This window comes from Halomonas urumqiensis, from assembly GCF_003028575.1.
Taxonomy (GTDB): Bacteria; Pseudomonadota; Gammaproteobacteria; order Pseudomonadales; family Halomonadaceae; genus Halomonas; species Halomonas urumqiensis.
Window position 1 is genome coordinate 1,651,542 of the sequence record NZ_PYUD01000001.1, and the last position, 14,789, is coordinate 1,666,330.

Below are 14,789 nucleotides of genomic sequence, written 5' to 3' on the forward strand. Positions count from 1 at the left end.
CAGTGCGGCGCCAGCGGCGCGAATGATCTCGCTCACCAGAAGACGTCAGCCTCAATCGAAGGCGGCCACTTCATCCGCGCTCAATTCACGCCACTCCCCCTCGGCCAGGGCACCCAACCGCAGTGGCCCAATGGCTTCACGGTGAAGCCCGGTGACATGGTTGCCGATCGCCGCAAACATCCGTTTCACCTGGTGATACTTGCCTTCCCATAGCACCAGTTCGGCAACGCGAGGAGACCGCATGGCAAGCTCTGCAGGCCGGGTCGGTGTCTCTTCACCATCCAGCAGGACACCTTCGGCGAAGGCCGAAATGGCACGATCCAGCGACTCACCCTGAAGGGCTTCGGCGAGCGTGACGCGATAGACCTTGGCGCAGCGATGCTTGGGTGAGGTGACGCGATGCGACCACTGGCCGTCGTCGCTCAACAGCACCATGCCCGTGGTGTCGACATCCAGTCGCCCGACTGTCTGCAAGCGTTCCACATGCGGCAGGTCGATCAGATCCATGGCTCGCGGGTAAAGGCTGCGCCGCGCCGTGCACTCGACGCCGGCGGGCTTGTTGAGCATGACATAGCGAAACCCGACCAGTGCCAGCGGCACATCGTTCCAGGTCACCCGGTGACGATCATCGACCTGGGTCGCCGGGTTCTTGACCACCTCGCCATCCACGCGTACCTCGCCTCGATGCATCGCCTTCTTGGCCAGGCTGCGTGTCAGTTCGGTGGTTTCTCCGAGAAATCGATCCAGCCGCATCAGGGCCCCACCCCGTCGGAAAGGCTGAAGTGGTCACTGTCACGCCAGGCAGGAAACTTCTCACGGAAGGCCTGAAGCTCGTCAAGCGACAGCTTGCCCGTGGCGACGAAGGGCGTATCACGCGGCTCGTCGATGAGCGGCTCACCCTTGAAATCGACCAGCATCGAGTCGCCGGCATAGGCCATGCCGTTGGCATCTTCACCGACACGATTGACGCCGATCACCGGGCACAGGTTCTCGATGGCACGCGCCTGGAGCAGGGTCCGCCAAGGGTGGCGCCGCGGCGCGGGCCAGTTGGCCACGCACAGCAAGGCATCGTATTCGAAGTGCTCTCCCTGGGCCGGTTGTTGTCGCAGCCAGACCGGAAAACGCAGGTCGTAGCAGACGCTCAGCAACAAGCGAAACCCCTTGAGCTCGACAATCACCCGCTCATGTCCCATGGCGTAGCGCTCATGCTCGCCGGCCATGCGGAACAGGTGACGCTTGTCGTAATAGGCAAGGCTACCGTCCGGGCGCGCCCAGATCAGTCGGTTGAAATACTCGCCGTCTTCCATGATGGCCACGCTACCGGTCACCACGCAGCCACGTTGATACGCCTGGTCGCGCAGCCAGGCAACCGTGGCGCTGGTTGCCATGGGCTCAGCCATCTCTCGCGAATTCATGGTGAATCCGGTCGAAAACATTTCCGGCAGCACGATCAGGTCAGTGGTCGATCCATCAAGCTCGCCAAGGGTATCCTCGAGCATCCGACAATTGGCGTCGGGGTCTTCCCAGCGAAGATCGCACTGCACCAGGGTGATTCTCAGCTCACTCATTTCATTTACTCCGTCCTGCTTGGGCGCATGATTCGGGCGCATGATTCGGGCGCATGATTCGGGCGCATGGATTGCCATGCAGGCTACGCCTCCAGGCGTTCAGCCTAACCCTTTGCCGCGACGCCGTCAGCCGGTAGAGGGTGCGGCAATACGTATAGCCTGCTAAATTGTCGTTTTCATCAAGAGCTGCGCATGAACTCTTCCCCCACCTCCCCCGGTGACAAGGAAACCGGCAAGGGCATTGCCTTCGGCCTTGGCGCCTATATCGCCTGGGGCTGCTTTCCCTTGTTCTTCGCGTTGTTCCAAGGGGTCCCGGCCTTCGAGATCCTAATGCACCGGATCTTGTGGTCGTGCCTGTTCCTGGTGGGCCTGGTGACGTTGCTGCGCCGCTGGACGCCTGTCCGTGAAGCCCTGGGCGCCCCCCGTCGACTCGGGCGCGTATTGGGTTGCGCCGTGTTGATCGCCATCAACTGGGGAATCTATATCTACGCGGTGGAAACCCGTCATGTGCTGCAGGCAAGCCTTGGCTATTTCATGACCCCGCTGGTCAACGTGGCACTGGGCATGCTGGTGTTGCGCGAAACCATGCATCGGATGCAGGGCGCGGCAGTGGCACTGGCGGTACTTGCCATCGCGATACAGTTGGTCATGCTGGGCGAGCTGCCATGGATCAGCCTGGCTCTCGCCTTCTCGTTCGGTACCTATGGGCTTTTGCGCAAGCAGGTGCCGCTGGACGGGCTGTCTGGGCTGTTCGTCGAAACCCTGCTGCTGATGCCCCTGGCCCTGGCCTCCCTGGCCTGGGTCGGCCAGGCGGGGCAATCGCACTTTCTCGAGCTACCACGCAACAGTGTGCTGCTGGTGACCAGCGGCGTGATCACGGCCCTGCCGCTTTTGGCCTTCGCCGGTGCCGCCAGGCGATTGCGTCTGGCCACGCTGGGCTTTCTGATGTACTTGAACCCCAGCATCCAGTTCTTCATTGCCCTGCTGGTGTTCGACGAACCGCTGTCCGGCGCGCAACTCGTCACGTTCCTGTTGATCTGGACGGGCCTGGTACTTTACTCATGGTCGGCCTGGCAGACGCATTCACGCAAGCGAGAAGCCGTCACCAGCGACACCTGAATGCCGGGTGGCGAGGCGCGTGGCAGGCACATGCCCCAGCTATCGCCGCCAACGCCGCATTCCTTTAACATTATGCCATGTCGATCACCCCTCCTTCCTCGTCTTCATCCGCAAGACGCCTGCTGCTGATAGGCGCGGGACATGCTCACCTGCACCTGGTCAGCCAACGCCAGCGATTCGGCGATACGCAAGTATTGCTCGTCGACCCAGGTGGTTTCTGGTATTCGGCGCTTGCCGGAAGTGTCCTGAGCGGGCGTCTATCACCCGACAGGGGGCGCATTGACCCCGTACGGCTAGCCCGTCGGCATGGCGTCGTCCCCATTCGCGGTCGCCTCGCGGGGATCGACCTCGCCGCGCGATGCGCTATTCTGGACGATGGTCGCCGGGTCGGTTTCACGCAACTGTCGCTCAACCTGGGATCGACTACCCAGGTCCCTTCCGCACGCGTTCCCGGCCCAAGCGTCTGGACGGTCAAACCGCTGACCTGCATGGTGGCGCTTCGCCACCGCCTGACTGACGAACTACGCCAGGGAGACCGCCCGCGTCTGGTCGTGGTGGGGGGCGGGCCCAGTGGTATCGAGGTCGCCAATAACCTCTACGCATTGTGCCGGCGGCATGCGGGGTATTGCCGGATCACTCTTGTGACACGCGCAAGCGGGCTGGTTCCCGATGCCCCGCTACCGGCCAGTCGCTGGGTCGAACGTCTGATGGCGAGACGCGGAATCAAGGTGATCACCAACGCCAATGTGACCGGCCTACTGGCAAATGGCGCGATGCTAAGTTGCGATGAGTCTGTCCAGGGCGAGGACAGCCTCTCGCTTGTCGAGGCCGAGCATGTCATCCATGCCAGCGGGCTTGCCCCGCCCAGTGTGATCGAGCGCCTGGGCTTGCCGATATTTCCCGACCGCGGCATCGCCGTGAACGACATGCTGCAGAGTCCCGCGGACCCTGACATCTTCGCCGCTGGCGATTGCGCGGCGATGGTCAACCACCATCTGCCTCGCCTCGGGGTGTATGGGGTGCGCCAGGCGCCGATACTGCTGGAGAATCTTCTGGCCAGGAGCCAAGGGCGAGCGCTACGCCCCTTTGAACCGCAGCCCAGGGCATTGGCGATTCTCGATCTGGGCGAAGGGATTGGCCTGGCGATTCGTGGCAAGCAGTGGTGGGCCGGACGTGGTGCCTTGTGGTGGAAGCGCTGGCTCGACCAGCGCTTCCTTGCCCAATACCGTTGACGCTATCGAAATGGCGATGCTCAGCGCTGGCTAGCCGCAAGCGCCTGGTCGAGGTCAGCAAGAATATCATCGATATGCTCGATGCCGATCGACAGGCGTACCATGTCCGGCGTGACCCCAGCCGCCTCGAGTTCCTGTTCATTGAGCTGGCGGTGCGTGGTGGCGGCAGGAATCGACGAGCATGTCTTGGCATCGCCGATGTTGACCAGTCGTAGGATCATCTCCAGGGCATCATAGAAACGAGCCCCCGCCTCGAGGCCGCCCTGGATGCCGAAACTGAGAATGCCCGAGGCGTGCCCGCCCATGTAGCGCTTGGCCAGTGCGTGATCCTTGTGGCTTTCAAGTCCGGCGTACTTGACCCAGGTAACCGAAGGGTGGGCGTCGAGGTATTCGGCCACGCGCTGGGCGTTGTCGCAGACGCGTTCGATGCGCAGCGCCAGTGTCTCGAGCCCCTGCAGAAGGTTCCAGGCCGCCTGGGCAGAGAGCGCCGCGCCCATGTTGCGAAGCGGCACCACCCGGGCACGCCCGATGAATGCCGCCTCGCCAAGATCACGGGTGTAGCAAACCCCGTGGTAGGACACATCGGGCTCATTGAGCAGCGGGAAGCGCTCGGCATGCTCGGCCCAGGGGAACTTGCCCGAATCGACGATCACGCCCCCTACGGTCGTCCCATGGCCGCCCATGTACTTGGTCGCCGAGTGCACCACGATATCGGCACCATGCTCGATGGGCCGCCACAAGAAAGGGGTCGGCACGGTGTTGTCGACGATCACCGGCACGCCATGGCGATGCGCCACCTCGGCGAGCCGTTGCATGTCGACCACGCTGCCCGACGGGTTACCGACGCTTTCGCAGAACACCGCCTTGGTGCGCGCATCGATCAACGCCTCGATACCGGACAGGTCATCCTTGTCGGCGAATCTCACCTCGATGCCCTGGCGCGGCAGGGTGTGCGCGAACAGGTTGTAGGTGCCGCCATAGAGTTCGCTGATCGAGACGATATTGTCACCCGCCTCGGCGATGGTCTGAATGGTATAGGTGATCGCCGCCATGCCCGAGGCAACGGCAAGCCCGGCGATACCGCCTTCGAGGGCGGCGACGCGCTGCTCGAGCACCGCACAGGTCGGGTTCATGATGCGCGAGTAGATGTTGCCCTCGACCTTGAGATCGAACAAATCGGCAGCGTGCTGCGCGTTGTCGAAGGCAAACGAGGTGGTCTGGTGAATGGGTACGGCCACGGCGTGCTGGTTGTCGGGGCTGTATCCGTGATGCAGTGCGATGGTTTCGGGTTTCATGGCGTGTCCTTGCGTCCCTGGTGAAAATGGCTGGATCTGGCAGATATTCCGCTTCTGTAACGGGTCTATCGTTCTAATGAATAGTTCACCAGGTGACACCCGGACCTCAACCCCGCGACCAATATCGTTTAGTCTGATACGCGGACATGTTCTCTTCCCGACGCGATGAAAACGGATGCTCAAGCGCTACCTGCCGATTCTCACCTGGCTGCCCCACTACACTCGCCGCCTGTGCGCCGCCGACCTGCTGGCGGGGGTGATCGTGACCGTGATGGTGATTCCACAATCCCTGGCCTATGCGATCCTTGCCGGCCTGCCGGCGGTGGTGGGTCTCTACGCCAGCATTCTGCCGTTGCTGATCTATACCCTGTTCGGTACCAGCCGTACGCTGGCGGTCGGGCCGGTGGCGATCATCGCGTTGATGACCGGCGCCGCGCTTGCCGGCGTCGCGACACCGGGGACACCCGAATACCTGCAAGCGGCCCTGGTCTTGTCGCTGTTGTCCGGCGCCATGCTGGTGGTGATGGGCCTTTTGCGCATGGGCTTTTTCGCCAACTTCCTGAGCCACCCGGTCATCGCCGGCTTCCTGTCCGCGTCGGGCCTTCTGATCGCCGCAAGCCAGGCCGGGCACCTGCTGGGCATAGAGGCTAGCGGGTATACCGTGACGGAGCTAGTGGTGAGCCTGGCCACCGGCCTCGGCGGCGTCCACTGGCCAACACTCGCTATCGGCGCCAGCACCCTTGCCTTCCTAGTCGTCGTCAGGCGCTGGGGAAAACCCATGCTCAGGCGCCTGGGCCTTTCGGCACGCAGCGCTGACCTCGCGGCGCGTGCCGGCCCGGTGCTTGCGGTGGTGGCCACGACGCTCGCCTCCTGGCATTTCGAACTTGCCGAATCCGGCGTGGCGGTGATTGGCTCGATACCCGCAGGTCTTCCCCCGCTGACGCTACCCGGATTCGATATGTCGTTATGGAAGGCACTGCTGATCCCGGCCCTGCTGATCAGCGTAGTCGGCTTCGTCGAATCGATCTCGATGGCGCAGATGCTGGCCGCCAAGCGGCGCCAGCGGATTTCCCCTAACCAGGAACTGGTCGGGCTTGGCGGGGCCAATCTTGCCGCTGCTTTCTCTGCAGGCATGCCGGTCACCGGCGGCCTGTCACGCACGGTGATCAACTACGACGCCGGTGCACAGACACCGATGGCCGGGCTGTTCGCCGCCCTCGGTATCGGCCTTGTGACCCTTGCCATGACCTCGGCCCTTTACCACCTGCCGATCGCCACGCTCGCCGCGACCATCACCGTGGCGATCCTGACCATCATCGACATCGGCATGATCCGGCGTACCTGGCGTTACTCGCGCAGCGATTTCTCGGCCATGGCGATCACCATCCTGCTGACCCTGGTGGAAGGCGTGGAGGCGGGCATCATCTCCGGCATGCTGCTCTCCATCGGGCTTTTCCTGTACCGCACCAGCCGCCCTCACAGTGCGCTGGTGGGGCTGATTCCCGGTACCGAGCACTTCCGTAACATCGAACGCCACGACACCGAGACGGCCAGCCATGTGGCGCTTCTGCGCATCGACGAGAGTCTCTACTTCGCCAATGCCCGCTACCTGGAGGACACCGTACACGAACTGGTGGCCAGGCGTCCGGAGCTGTCGGATGTAGTGCTGATCTGCTCGGCGGTCAACCTCATCGATGCATCGGCGCTGGAAAGCCTCGATGCCATCAATACGCGCCTCAAGGATGCCGAGGTCACCCTGCATCTCTCCGAAGTGAAGGGCCCGGTGATGGATCAGTTGAAGAAAAGCGAGTTCCTCGATGATCTGACCGGCCGTGTATTCCTCAGCAACTATGCCGCCTGGCAAGCCCTCAAGGAGCCGCGTTCCGACTAGCCGTCAGCTGAGATAGCTCCACCCTCGCTTGCAGCGCCTCCTCGCTGCAACGCCCTTGCGTGTGGCTCCCCACTCGGAGCAGCGCACTTGACCGATGACTCTAACCACGTCCTGACACCCGTGGCGAAACTAGACATTAGTCGCACATCACGTCGCGATGGCGTCTTCAGGCAGGCGTCCAGATGATGAAATCGACATGGAATTCATGAGATTGCGACAACCATTCCGCCCATCGGACGAACCAGCCATATCACGCTGGCGATCATGCGTTGACCCCTCGTGCTGGCTTCCCTAGTATCGATATATATGCGGAACATTGTACCGCATAGCAAAACAACTAGCATCGTCACTCAGGAGCCATCCATGCGTCAGCTCGCCCGACACCTCGCCATTGCCACACTCCCGCTCTCATTGCTCACCGCCGCCGCACAGGCCAGCAACGAAGTGGAACTTCCGCGCACCATGGCGTGGACCGCCTACGGCACCAATTCGAGTGGTTATGCTCAGGCCGTTGCCATCGGCGGTATGCTCCAGAACCACTACGACACCTCCGTGCGCATTCTGCCCGGCGACAATGATGTCTCGCGCATGACCCCGCTCAAGCAGGGGCGAGTCGACCTCTGCGCCTGCGGCATCGCCAGCTACTACGGCGCCGAGGGCGTGTTGATGTTTGCCCATCCCGACTGGGGCCCCCAACCGCTGAGGGTCATCACCACCTCGACGGCCTCCTTCGGACTCTCGCTCGCCGTCGCCGGCGACCTGGAGGTCGAAACGCCAGCGGACCTCGAGGGCAAGCGCGTGGCCTACATCCGAGGTGATGACGCCCTGAACAAGGGCACCGAGGCCTACCTGGCCTTTGGTGGCCTGACCTGGGACGATGTCGAACGGGTCGATTACCCCGGCTACGGTCGCTCCTTCGACGGCATCATCGCCGGTAACGTCGACGCGTCATTCACCACCACCGTCACCCCTCCCGCCCAGCAACTCGCCAGCAGCCCGCGAGGGATCAGCTGGCCGAAGCTCGACCCCAACGATACCGAGGGTTGGGAGCGCATGCAGGCGATTGCCCCCTATTTCCGCCCCCATGAAGTCACCTCCGGGGCTGGCGGTATCAGCGCCGATAACCCCGTACCCAGTGCCAGTTACCCGTACCCGATCGTGGTAGCCAACCAGGACCTCGATGACAAGGTTGCCTACGGTCTGATCAAGGCCCTGCAGGACAACTACGACGACTACAAGGATTCGGCTCCGGGGGCGGTGGGTTATGCGCTCGAGTATCAGGACCTGCAGTGGGTCATCCCCTTCCACGACGCCGTGGTGGAGTACTACGAGGAGATCGGTGTCTGGACCGATGAGATGCAGACGCACCAGGAATCCCTGATCGAGCGGCAAGCCTTGCTGCTCGACACCTGGAACGCCTTCATTGACGGTGCGCCAGACGACGAGGATGAATTCCGTGAGGCCTGGATGACAGCACGAGCCGATGCCCTGCGTGACGCCGATCTGGATCCTGTCTTCGAATGACCCTCACCGGGGCGGCCCAGGCCGCCCCGGCTCGCCCTCCCGAGAGTACCGCTTCAATACCCTGGATCCCGACATGACCACAGCGAATACACAAGGCGGCTCGCCGCAGAAGGTCAAGGAGAAGATCAGCCAGATTCGCCGGCTGCCAACCTCGCTGAACTGGATTCCAGGTACCGTCACGATCGTCCTGATGCTGCTGACCCTGGACTACCTGTTCAATCTCGGCATGCTCACTATCGTGACGGGCCTGGAGACTCGGTTTTACTACGCAGTGGTGGCGCTGCTGCTGCCCCTGGTCTACCTGCTCTGGCCACTGCGTGCCGCCGCGCAACACGGCGAAATACCCTGGTACGACTACCTGCTCAGTGCCGCGACCTTGGTCGTTGGCGGCTATTTCGTCTTCCACGCCGATTCCATTCTCGAGCGCGGTTGGGCGTTCGCCGCCCCGGACACAGCCATCTGGGCCAGCTACGCCTACTGGCTGCTGATCATCGAGGCAGCGCGACGCGCCGGTGGTTGGCCCATTGCCGTGATCGTCACCGCCTTCTCGCTCTACCCCCTGGTCGCGGACATCATGCCAGGGCCAATCCAGGCCTTCCCCTCATCGCTTGAGGAGACGGCCATGTACCACACCATGAGTACCGAAAGCATCATGGGAGTGCCGCTGCAGGCCTTCGCGGGCCTGGTGATCGGTTTCCTGGTGTTCGGGGTGGTGCTGCAAAAAAGCGGCGGCGGCAAGTTCTTCATCAACCTGGCCTTCGCCCTGCTCGGCCACGTGCGAGGTGGGCCAGCCAAAGTATCGATCTTTTCCAGCGGCCTGATGGGCTCGATGAGCGGCAGTGTGATCAGCAACGTGCTGACCACCGGCGTGCTGTCGATTCCCGCCATGCGCCGTATCGGCATGAGCCGTTCTTTCGCCGGCGGCGTCGAGGCCTGCGCCTCCACCGGCGGGGTACTGATGCCACCGGTGATGGGTGCCACGGCCTTCGTCATGGCCATGTTCCTGGACGTGCCCTATGCCGCCGTGGCACTAGCGGCGGTGATCCCATCCATCCTCTATTTCCTGGGCCTGTTCATCCAGATCGACGCCTATGCCGCGCGCCATGACATCAAGGGGCTTCCCAGTGTCGAACTACCTTCACTATGGGCCACCCTCAAGGAAGGCTGGTACTTCATCTTCGTCTTCGCCCTGCTGGTATGGATGCTGCTGGTCATGCAACGCGAGGCCGTGGCGCCCTTCTATGCCACGGCGCTGCTACTGGTGCTCAACCAGCTCTCCAGGTACAACCGCTGGGGCTGGAAAGACCTCGGTGAGGCGCTGTCGGGGGCGGCCAAGCTGTTCGCCGAACTGATTGCCATCCTCGCCGGGGTCGGCATGCTGGTGGGGGCGCTTTCGATGACCGGGCTCTCCGGCACCATCGCCAACGACTTCATCCATCTGGCGGGGGGAAGTGTACCGCTGCTGCTGATCATGGGTGCCTTGACCAGCTTCGTGCTAGGCATCGGCATGACAGTGACCGCTGCCTACATCTTCCTGGCGGTAGCCCTGGCGCCAGCCCTGATCCAGGGGGGCGGCCTCGACCCCATGGCCGTGCACATGTTCATCCTCTACTGGGGAATGCTCAGTTTCATCACCCCACCGGTGGCGCTGGGTGCCTTCGCTGCGGCCACCGTCGCCGGGGCAAGGCCGATGGAGACCGGCCTTCAGGCCATGCGGTTGGGCAGCGTGATCTACTTCATTCCCTTTCTGTTCGTGCTCAATCCGGCGCTGATCATGCAGGGCAATCCGCTGCAGATCGTGTTGGTGTTCGTCCAGGCCCTGTTTGGCATCGTGCTGTTCGCCTCGGCCATGCAGGGCTACCTGATCGGGGTTGGGCGGCTGGGCCATGGTGTGATCATGGAAACGGCAGTCCGTGGGCTGGTGCTGATCTCTGGGCTCACCCTGGCCCTGCCCGGGGGCGGCATGGTGCCGCTCAGCCAGTTCGAACTGCTTGGCATCTCGCTGGCCACCTTGGTGCCGGCCGTGCTGGTGGCCAAGTGGGGGCAGCGCCATCGCCGAAACAGCTCACCACAGCCAGACTCGTGAAGCGGCCCACCTCACCTGACCAGGAGTTCCATGCATGACAGCCTGTGTTCATTACCAGCGCCATGACGACATCGGCGTGATCTGCATCGACAATCCCCCTGTCAATGCCCTCGGCCATGCCGTGCGCAGCGGCCTGCTCGACTCACTCGACGAGGGCCTGAATGATGACGGCGCCCGCGCCCTGGTGCTGATGGCCAAGGGCCGCACCTTCATCGCCGGGGCGGATATTCGTGAATTTGGCAAGCCGCCTCGGCAGCCGATACTACCGGAGGTCGTGGCACGCCTCGAGGCCAGCGCCAAGCCGCTGGTGGCGGTGCTACACGGTACTGCTCTGGGTGGCGGCCTCGAGGTGGCACTTGGCTGCCACTACCGTGTGGCGCTGCCGGGCACCAGAGTCGGCCTGCCAGAGGTCAAGCTCGGCCTGCTGCCTGGCGCCGGCGGCACCCAGCGGTTACCCCGCCTGGTCGGAGTGGACAACGCACTGGAACTGATCACCAGCGGTCGTTTCGTACCTGCCGAGGAGGCATTGGCGCTTGGCATCATCGATGCCCTTGACGAGAACGATGTCCCGCTCGTGGCCGGCCTCGGTGCCGCGCGTGCAATTCTAAAGGGCCTACGCACCTCCCGCCGGACAGGCGAGCTGCCCGCGCCCGCAGCCGATCCAGAGGCCATCGCCCGACACCGGGCTCGTCTCGAGGTTGAGGTACCCGAACTCTTCTCGCCGTTCCGCTGCATCGAGGCAATCGAGGCAAGTACCGACACCCGCTTCGACGAGGGGCTACGCCGCGAACGCGAGCTGTTCCTCGCCTGCATGGACTCTCCCCAGCGGGCCGGTCTGATCCACGCTTTCTTCGCCGCCCGCGCCCCGCACAAGGTGCCCGAGGCGAGTCAGCCCCCGGCGCTGACCCACATCGCCCTGATCGGAGAGCATCCGCTCTTCCAACGATTCAAAGGCCAAGCGGATCGCGCTGGTATCGAATTGACCGACCAACCAGCCAAGACGACCCAGGCCTGCCTGGTCGCCCCCGGCGACTCGCCCGCCAATTGCCCGGACACTTGCCTGCGTATTGCCCTGCTGCCGGTCGAGCACAATGACCGACTCAAGGACCTGAACGCGGACCTGGTGCTGGTCATCCCACCACAGGGCACGCTACTGGAACTGGTCGCCACTGGCGCCAGCGCCGATCAACAACAAGCCGCCGCCGATGCCCTCAAGGCTCTTCGCCAGGACGTGGTGGTGAGCCGCCACCAAAGCCTGCTCGCCGCGCTCTACCATGCGGCCAATACCGCACCCGATGACCACGTCGCCGCCATGCAGGCCGCCAGTCTGACTCTCGCCAAGCAGGGACACTGCTACCGCAGCAGTGATATCGACCTGCTGGCTGTCGAGGCCCTCGGTTACCCACGACACCTCGGTGGTCCCCACCACCAGGCCACGCTCACCGCATCCGCCACCTCGGAGACGTCCCCATGAACCTGACTTACAGCGCCGAGGAGCAAGCGTTCCGCCAGGAAGTTCACGACTTTCTCGCCACCTGCCTCCCCGATGACATCCGCGAGCGTGTGCGGCTTGGCCGGCGACTCTCCGCCGACGATCATGTGCGCTGGCAGAACATTCTCAGTGAGCGCGGCTGGCTCGCCGCCAACTGGCCCGAAGACCACGGTGGTCCTGGCTGGGGCCCGGTACAACGCCATATCTTCGACGAGGCGTGCGCCGCCGCCCATGCCCCGACCGTGGTGCCATTTGGCGTCAACATGGTCGCGCCGGTGATCATGACATTCGGAAGCGAAGCGCAGCAGCGGTACTACCTGCCACGCATCCTCGCCAACCAGGACTGGTGGTGCCAGGGGTACTCCGAACCCGGTGCCGGCTCCGACCTGGCCAGCCTCAAGACCCGCGCCGTGCGTGATGGTGACCACTATATCGTCACCGGCCAGAAGACCTGGACCACCCTTGGCCAGCACGCCAACATGATGTTCTGCCTGGTGCGTACCGACCCCGACGCCAAGAAGCAGGCCGGCATCAGTTTCCTGCTGATCGACATGGCGAGCCCGGGCATCACGGTACGGCCGATCATCACCCTGGATGGCGCCCACGAGGTCAACGAGGTGTTCCTCGACGAGGTCCGCGTGCCGGTGGCCAACCGCATCGGAGAAGAGGGTCAGGGCTGGACGTGCGCCAAGTTTCTGCTGACCCACGAACGCACCGGCATTGCCGGACTCGGCCATGCCAAGCAGGCCCTGAGCCACCTAAAGTCACTGGCCACTCGGGTGCAGCATCGTGGTCGCCCACTGCTCGAGCTGGCCAGTTTCCGCCAGCGGGTGGTGAAAGCCGAACTCGAGCTGATGGCACTGGAGGTCACCAACCTGCGGGTCATCGCGGCGGCCCGTGATGGCAGCGTTCCAGGTGCGGAGAGTTCACTGCTCAAGGTGCGCGGCTCGGAACTGCGCCAGGAGCTAAGTGAGCTGACCCGCCGCGCCCTGGGCCCGGCCGCATTGCCCTTCTTCCCCGACTTCCTCCACGGCGACGCCGAGCTCGATGATCCGGCTCAGGCGGAAAGCGCCGCGGGCGCCGCCCAGTACTTCAATCGCCGCAAGCTCTCGATCTATGGCGGTGCCAACGAGATCCAGAAAAGCATCGTTGCCAAAACCATTCTTGGCATGTAAATAGCCGATCCTTGGCATGTAAGGAGCCAACATGGACTTTTCCCTGAGCGACGAGCAGCGCATGCTCGCCGATACCCTCGACCGCCTGATGGCCGACCGGGTCTCCCCCGAGCAGCGCCGCACCATGCTCGAGGCACCTGCCGGCGCACGTTCGCCACTGTGGCAGACCTTCGCCGAACTAGGGCTGCTGCACATGCCTTTCACCGAGGAAGTCGGCGGCCTCGGCGGAGACGGCACCGACCTGATGATCATCATGCAGGCTCTGGGCCGTGGCCTGGTCCCGGAGCCCTATCTCGCCGGCCTGGTGCTACCCGGCGAGCTGCTCGCCCGACTTGGAGACGCCGAGCAGCGTGAGCGCTGGTTAACTCCCCTGCTGGAGGGCGAACACCAGCTGGCGCTGGCCTGGCAGGAGAACGACGCCCGCTACGATGCCCACGGCATCTCGACCACGGCGCGCCGGGATGGTGATGGCTGGCGCCTGGATGGCCACAAGCAGCTGGTGTTCAATGCCGCGTCGGCTCTCGCCATGCTTGTCACCGCCCGACTCGATGACGGGCGCCTGGGGCTGTTCGTTGTTCCCGCCGACACGACCGGCCTGTCGCGTCACGACTACCGCACCATCGATGACCAGTTGGCGAGCGACCTCACACTGGATGCCATTGCGTTGACCAACGACGCCTGTCTTGGCCTCGACGCCGCCCAGGCCCTGGATGCCACACAGGCGCTGGGCCGCGCGGCGCTGTGTGCCGAGGCGGTCGGTGCCATGGAGGTCGCCTGCCAGCAGACCCTTGACTACCTCAAGGAACGTCGGCAATTCGGCACGCCCCTGTCGGCGTTCCAGAGCCTGCAGCACCGCATGGTCGACATGCACCTGCACCTCGAGCAGGCCCGCTCCATGGCGATTCTCGCAACGACCAGCCTGGCACTTGCCGATAACGAGCGCGACTATCGAATCGCCGCGGCCAAGGCCTACTGCGGCGAGGCTGCCCGCTTCATTGCCGAACAAGCCATCCAGTTGCATGGTGGCATGGGCATGACGGAGGAGTGCTACGTATCCCACTATGCCAAGCGCCTGGTGATGTTCGATCACTACCTGGGTGACGTCGATCATCACCTCGAGTATGTCAGTGACCACTTGCTCAACGTGGCCTGACCCCCATCTCGCCAATTCGGACGCCATCACCGGATAGACAAAAGGCCCACCGAGGTGGGCCTTTTTGCGTCTTTCATCACGAGTGCGACCAGGAAGTGATCTTCCCTACAGCGTCTGCTCGAGCTCGGGCAGCGCCTCGAAGAGGTCAGCGACCAACCCGTAATCCGCCACCTGGAAGATCGGTGCCTCCTCGTCCTTGTTGATGGCGACGATCACCTTGGAGTCCTTCATGCCCGCCAGGTGCTGGATGGCAC

The 14,789-nt window shown here is 63.5% G+C and carries 11 protein-coding genes and 1 pseudogene; 8 read left to right on the top strand and 4 right to left on the bottom strand.

All coding sequences use genetic code 11. The features are described 5' to 3' along the window. Nucleotides 1–51: 51 nt before the first annotated feature. Together C6V82_RS07260 and C6V82_RS07265 are read right to left on the bottom strand one after the other, a co-directional pair. Nucleotides 52–753 carry a pseudouridine synthase gene (locus tag C6V82_RS07260; protein ID WP_102588954.1) on the bottom strand — a complete coding sequence of 234 codons (702 nt, stop codon included), beginning with the start codon at nt 751–753 and terminating at the stop codon, nt 52–54. Beyond that, nucleotides 753–1,568, bottom strand: a complete 816-nt coding sequence (locus C6V82_RS07265; RefSeq protein WP_102588953.1) for an amidohydrolase — start codon at nt 1,566–1,568, stop codon at nt 753–755. Before C6V82_RS07265 ends, C6V82_RS07260 begins: the two co-directional genes overlap by 1 nt. 192 nt (nt 1,569–1,760) lie before the next feature. On the opposite strand from C6V82_RS07265, the gene rarD reads away from it, so the two are divergent. After that, the gene (gene rarD / locus C6V82_RS07270; RefSeq protein ID WP_102588952.1) at nt 1,761–2,687 is read left to right on the top strand and encodes an EamA family transporter RarD; all 927 of its coding nucleotides are present in this window, start codon (nt 1,761–1,763) and stop codon (nt 2,685–2,687) included. 77 nt (nt 2,688–2,764) lie between these two features. Beyond that, nucleotides 2,765–3,919 (top strand): NAD(P)/FAD-dependent oxidoreductase, encoded by a 1,155-nt coding sequence (locus tag C6V82_RS07275; protein WP_102588951.1) that lies wholly within the window; start codon nt 2,765–2,767, stop codon nt 3,917–3,919. A 20-nt stretch (nt 3,920–3,939) separates the two neighbouring features. Here the strand turns inward: C6V82_RS07275 and C6V82_RS07280 are convergent, their stop codons facing one another. Then, entirely contained in the window at nt 3,940–5,214 is a 1,275-nt protein-coding gene (locus C6V82_RS07280; protein ID WP_102588950.1) for an O-acetylhomoserine aminocarboxypropyltransferase/cysteine synthase family protein, read from the bottom strand. A 175-nt stretch (nt 5,215–5,389) separates the two neighbouring features. On the opposite strand from C6V82_RS07280, the gene C6V82_RS07285 reads away from it, so the two are divergent. From C6V82_RS07285 to C6V82_RS07310, 6 genes are all read left to right on the top strand, one after another. Then, a complete protein-coding gene (locus C6V82_RS07285; protein WP_102588949.1) occupies nt 5,390–7,105 on the top strand; it encodes a SulP family inorganic anion transporter in 1,716 nt (571 codons plus the stop codon). 363 nt (nt 7,106–7,468) lie between these two features. Further along, on the top strand, nt 7,469–8,629 hold the full coding sequence (locus tag C6V82_RS07290; RefSeq protein ID WP_102588948.1) for a TAXI family TRAP transporter solute-binding subunit: 1,161 nt from the start codon (nt 7,469–7,471) through the stop codon (nt 8,627–8,629). Between the two features lie 73 nt (nt 8,630–8,702). Next, nucleotides 8,703–10,715 (top strand): TRAP transporter permease, encoded by a 2,013-nt coding sequence (locus C6V82_RS07295; RefSeq protein ID WP_102588947.1) that lies wholly within the window; start codon nt 8,703–8,705, stop codon nt 10,713–10,715. Nucleotides 10,716–10,749: 34 nt separating this feature from the next. Further along, complete coding sequence (locus tag C6V82_RS07300) at nt 10,750–12,189, top strand: enoyl-CoA hydratase/isomerase family protein (protein ID WP_102588946.1); 1,440 nt, start codon at nt 10,750–10,752, stop codon at nt 12,187–12,189. Next, a complete protein-coding gene (locus C6V82_RS07305; RefSeq protein WP_102588945.1) occupies nt 12,186–13,382 on the top strand; it encodes an acyl-CoA dehydrogenase family protein in 1,197 nt (398 codons plus the stop codon). The genes C6V82_RS07300 and C6V82_RS07305 overlap by 4 nt, the downstream gene beginning before the upstream one ends. A 31-nt stretch (nt 13,383–13,413) precedes the next feature. After that, complete coding sequence (locus C6V82_RS07310; protein ID WP_102588944.1) at nt 13,414–14,535, top strand: acyl-CoA dehydrogenase family protein; 1,122 nt, start codon at nt 13,414–13,416, stop codon at nt 14,533–14,535. A gap of 105 nt (nt 14,536–14,640) precedes the next feature. Here C6V82_RS07310 and C6V82_RS07315 read toward each other — a convergent pair. After that, nucleotides 14,641–14,789 (bottom strand): annotated as a pseudogene (locus tag C6V82_RS07315) (electron transfer flavoprotein subunit alpha/FixB family protein); the annotation flags it as partial.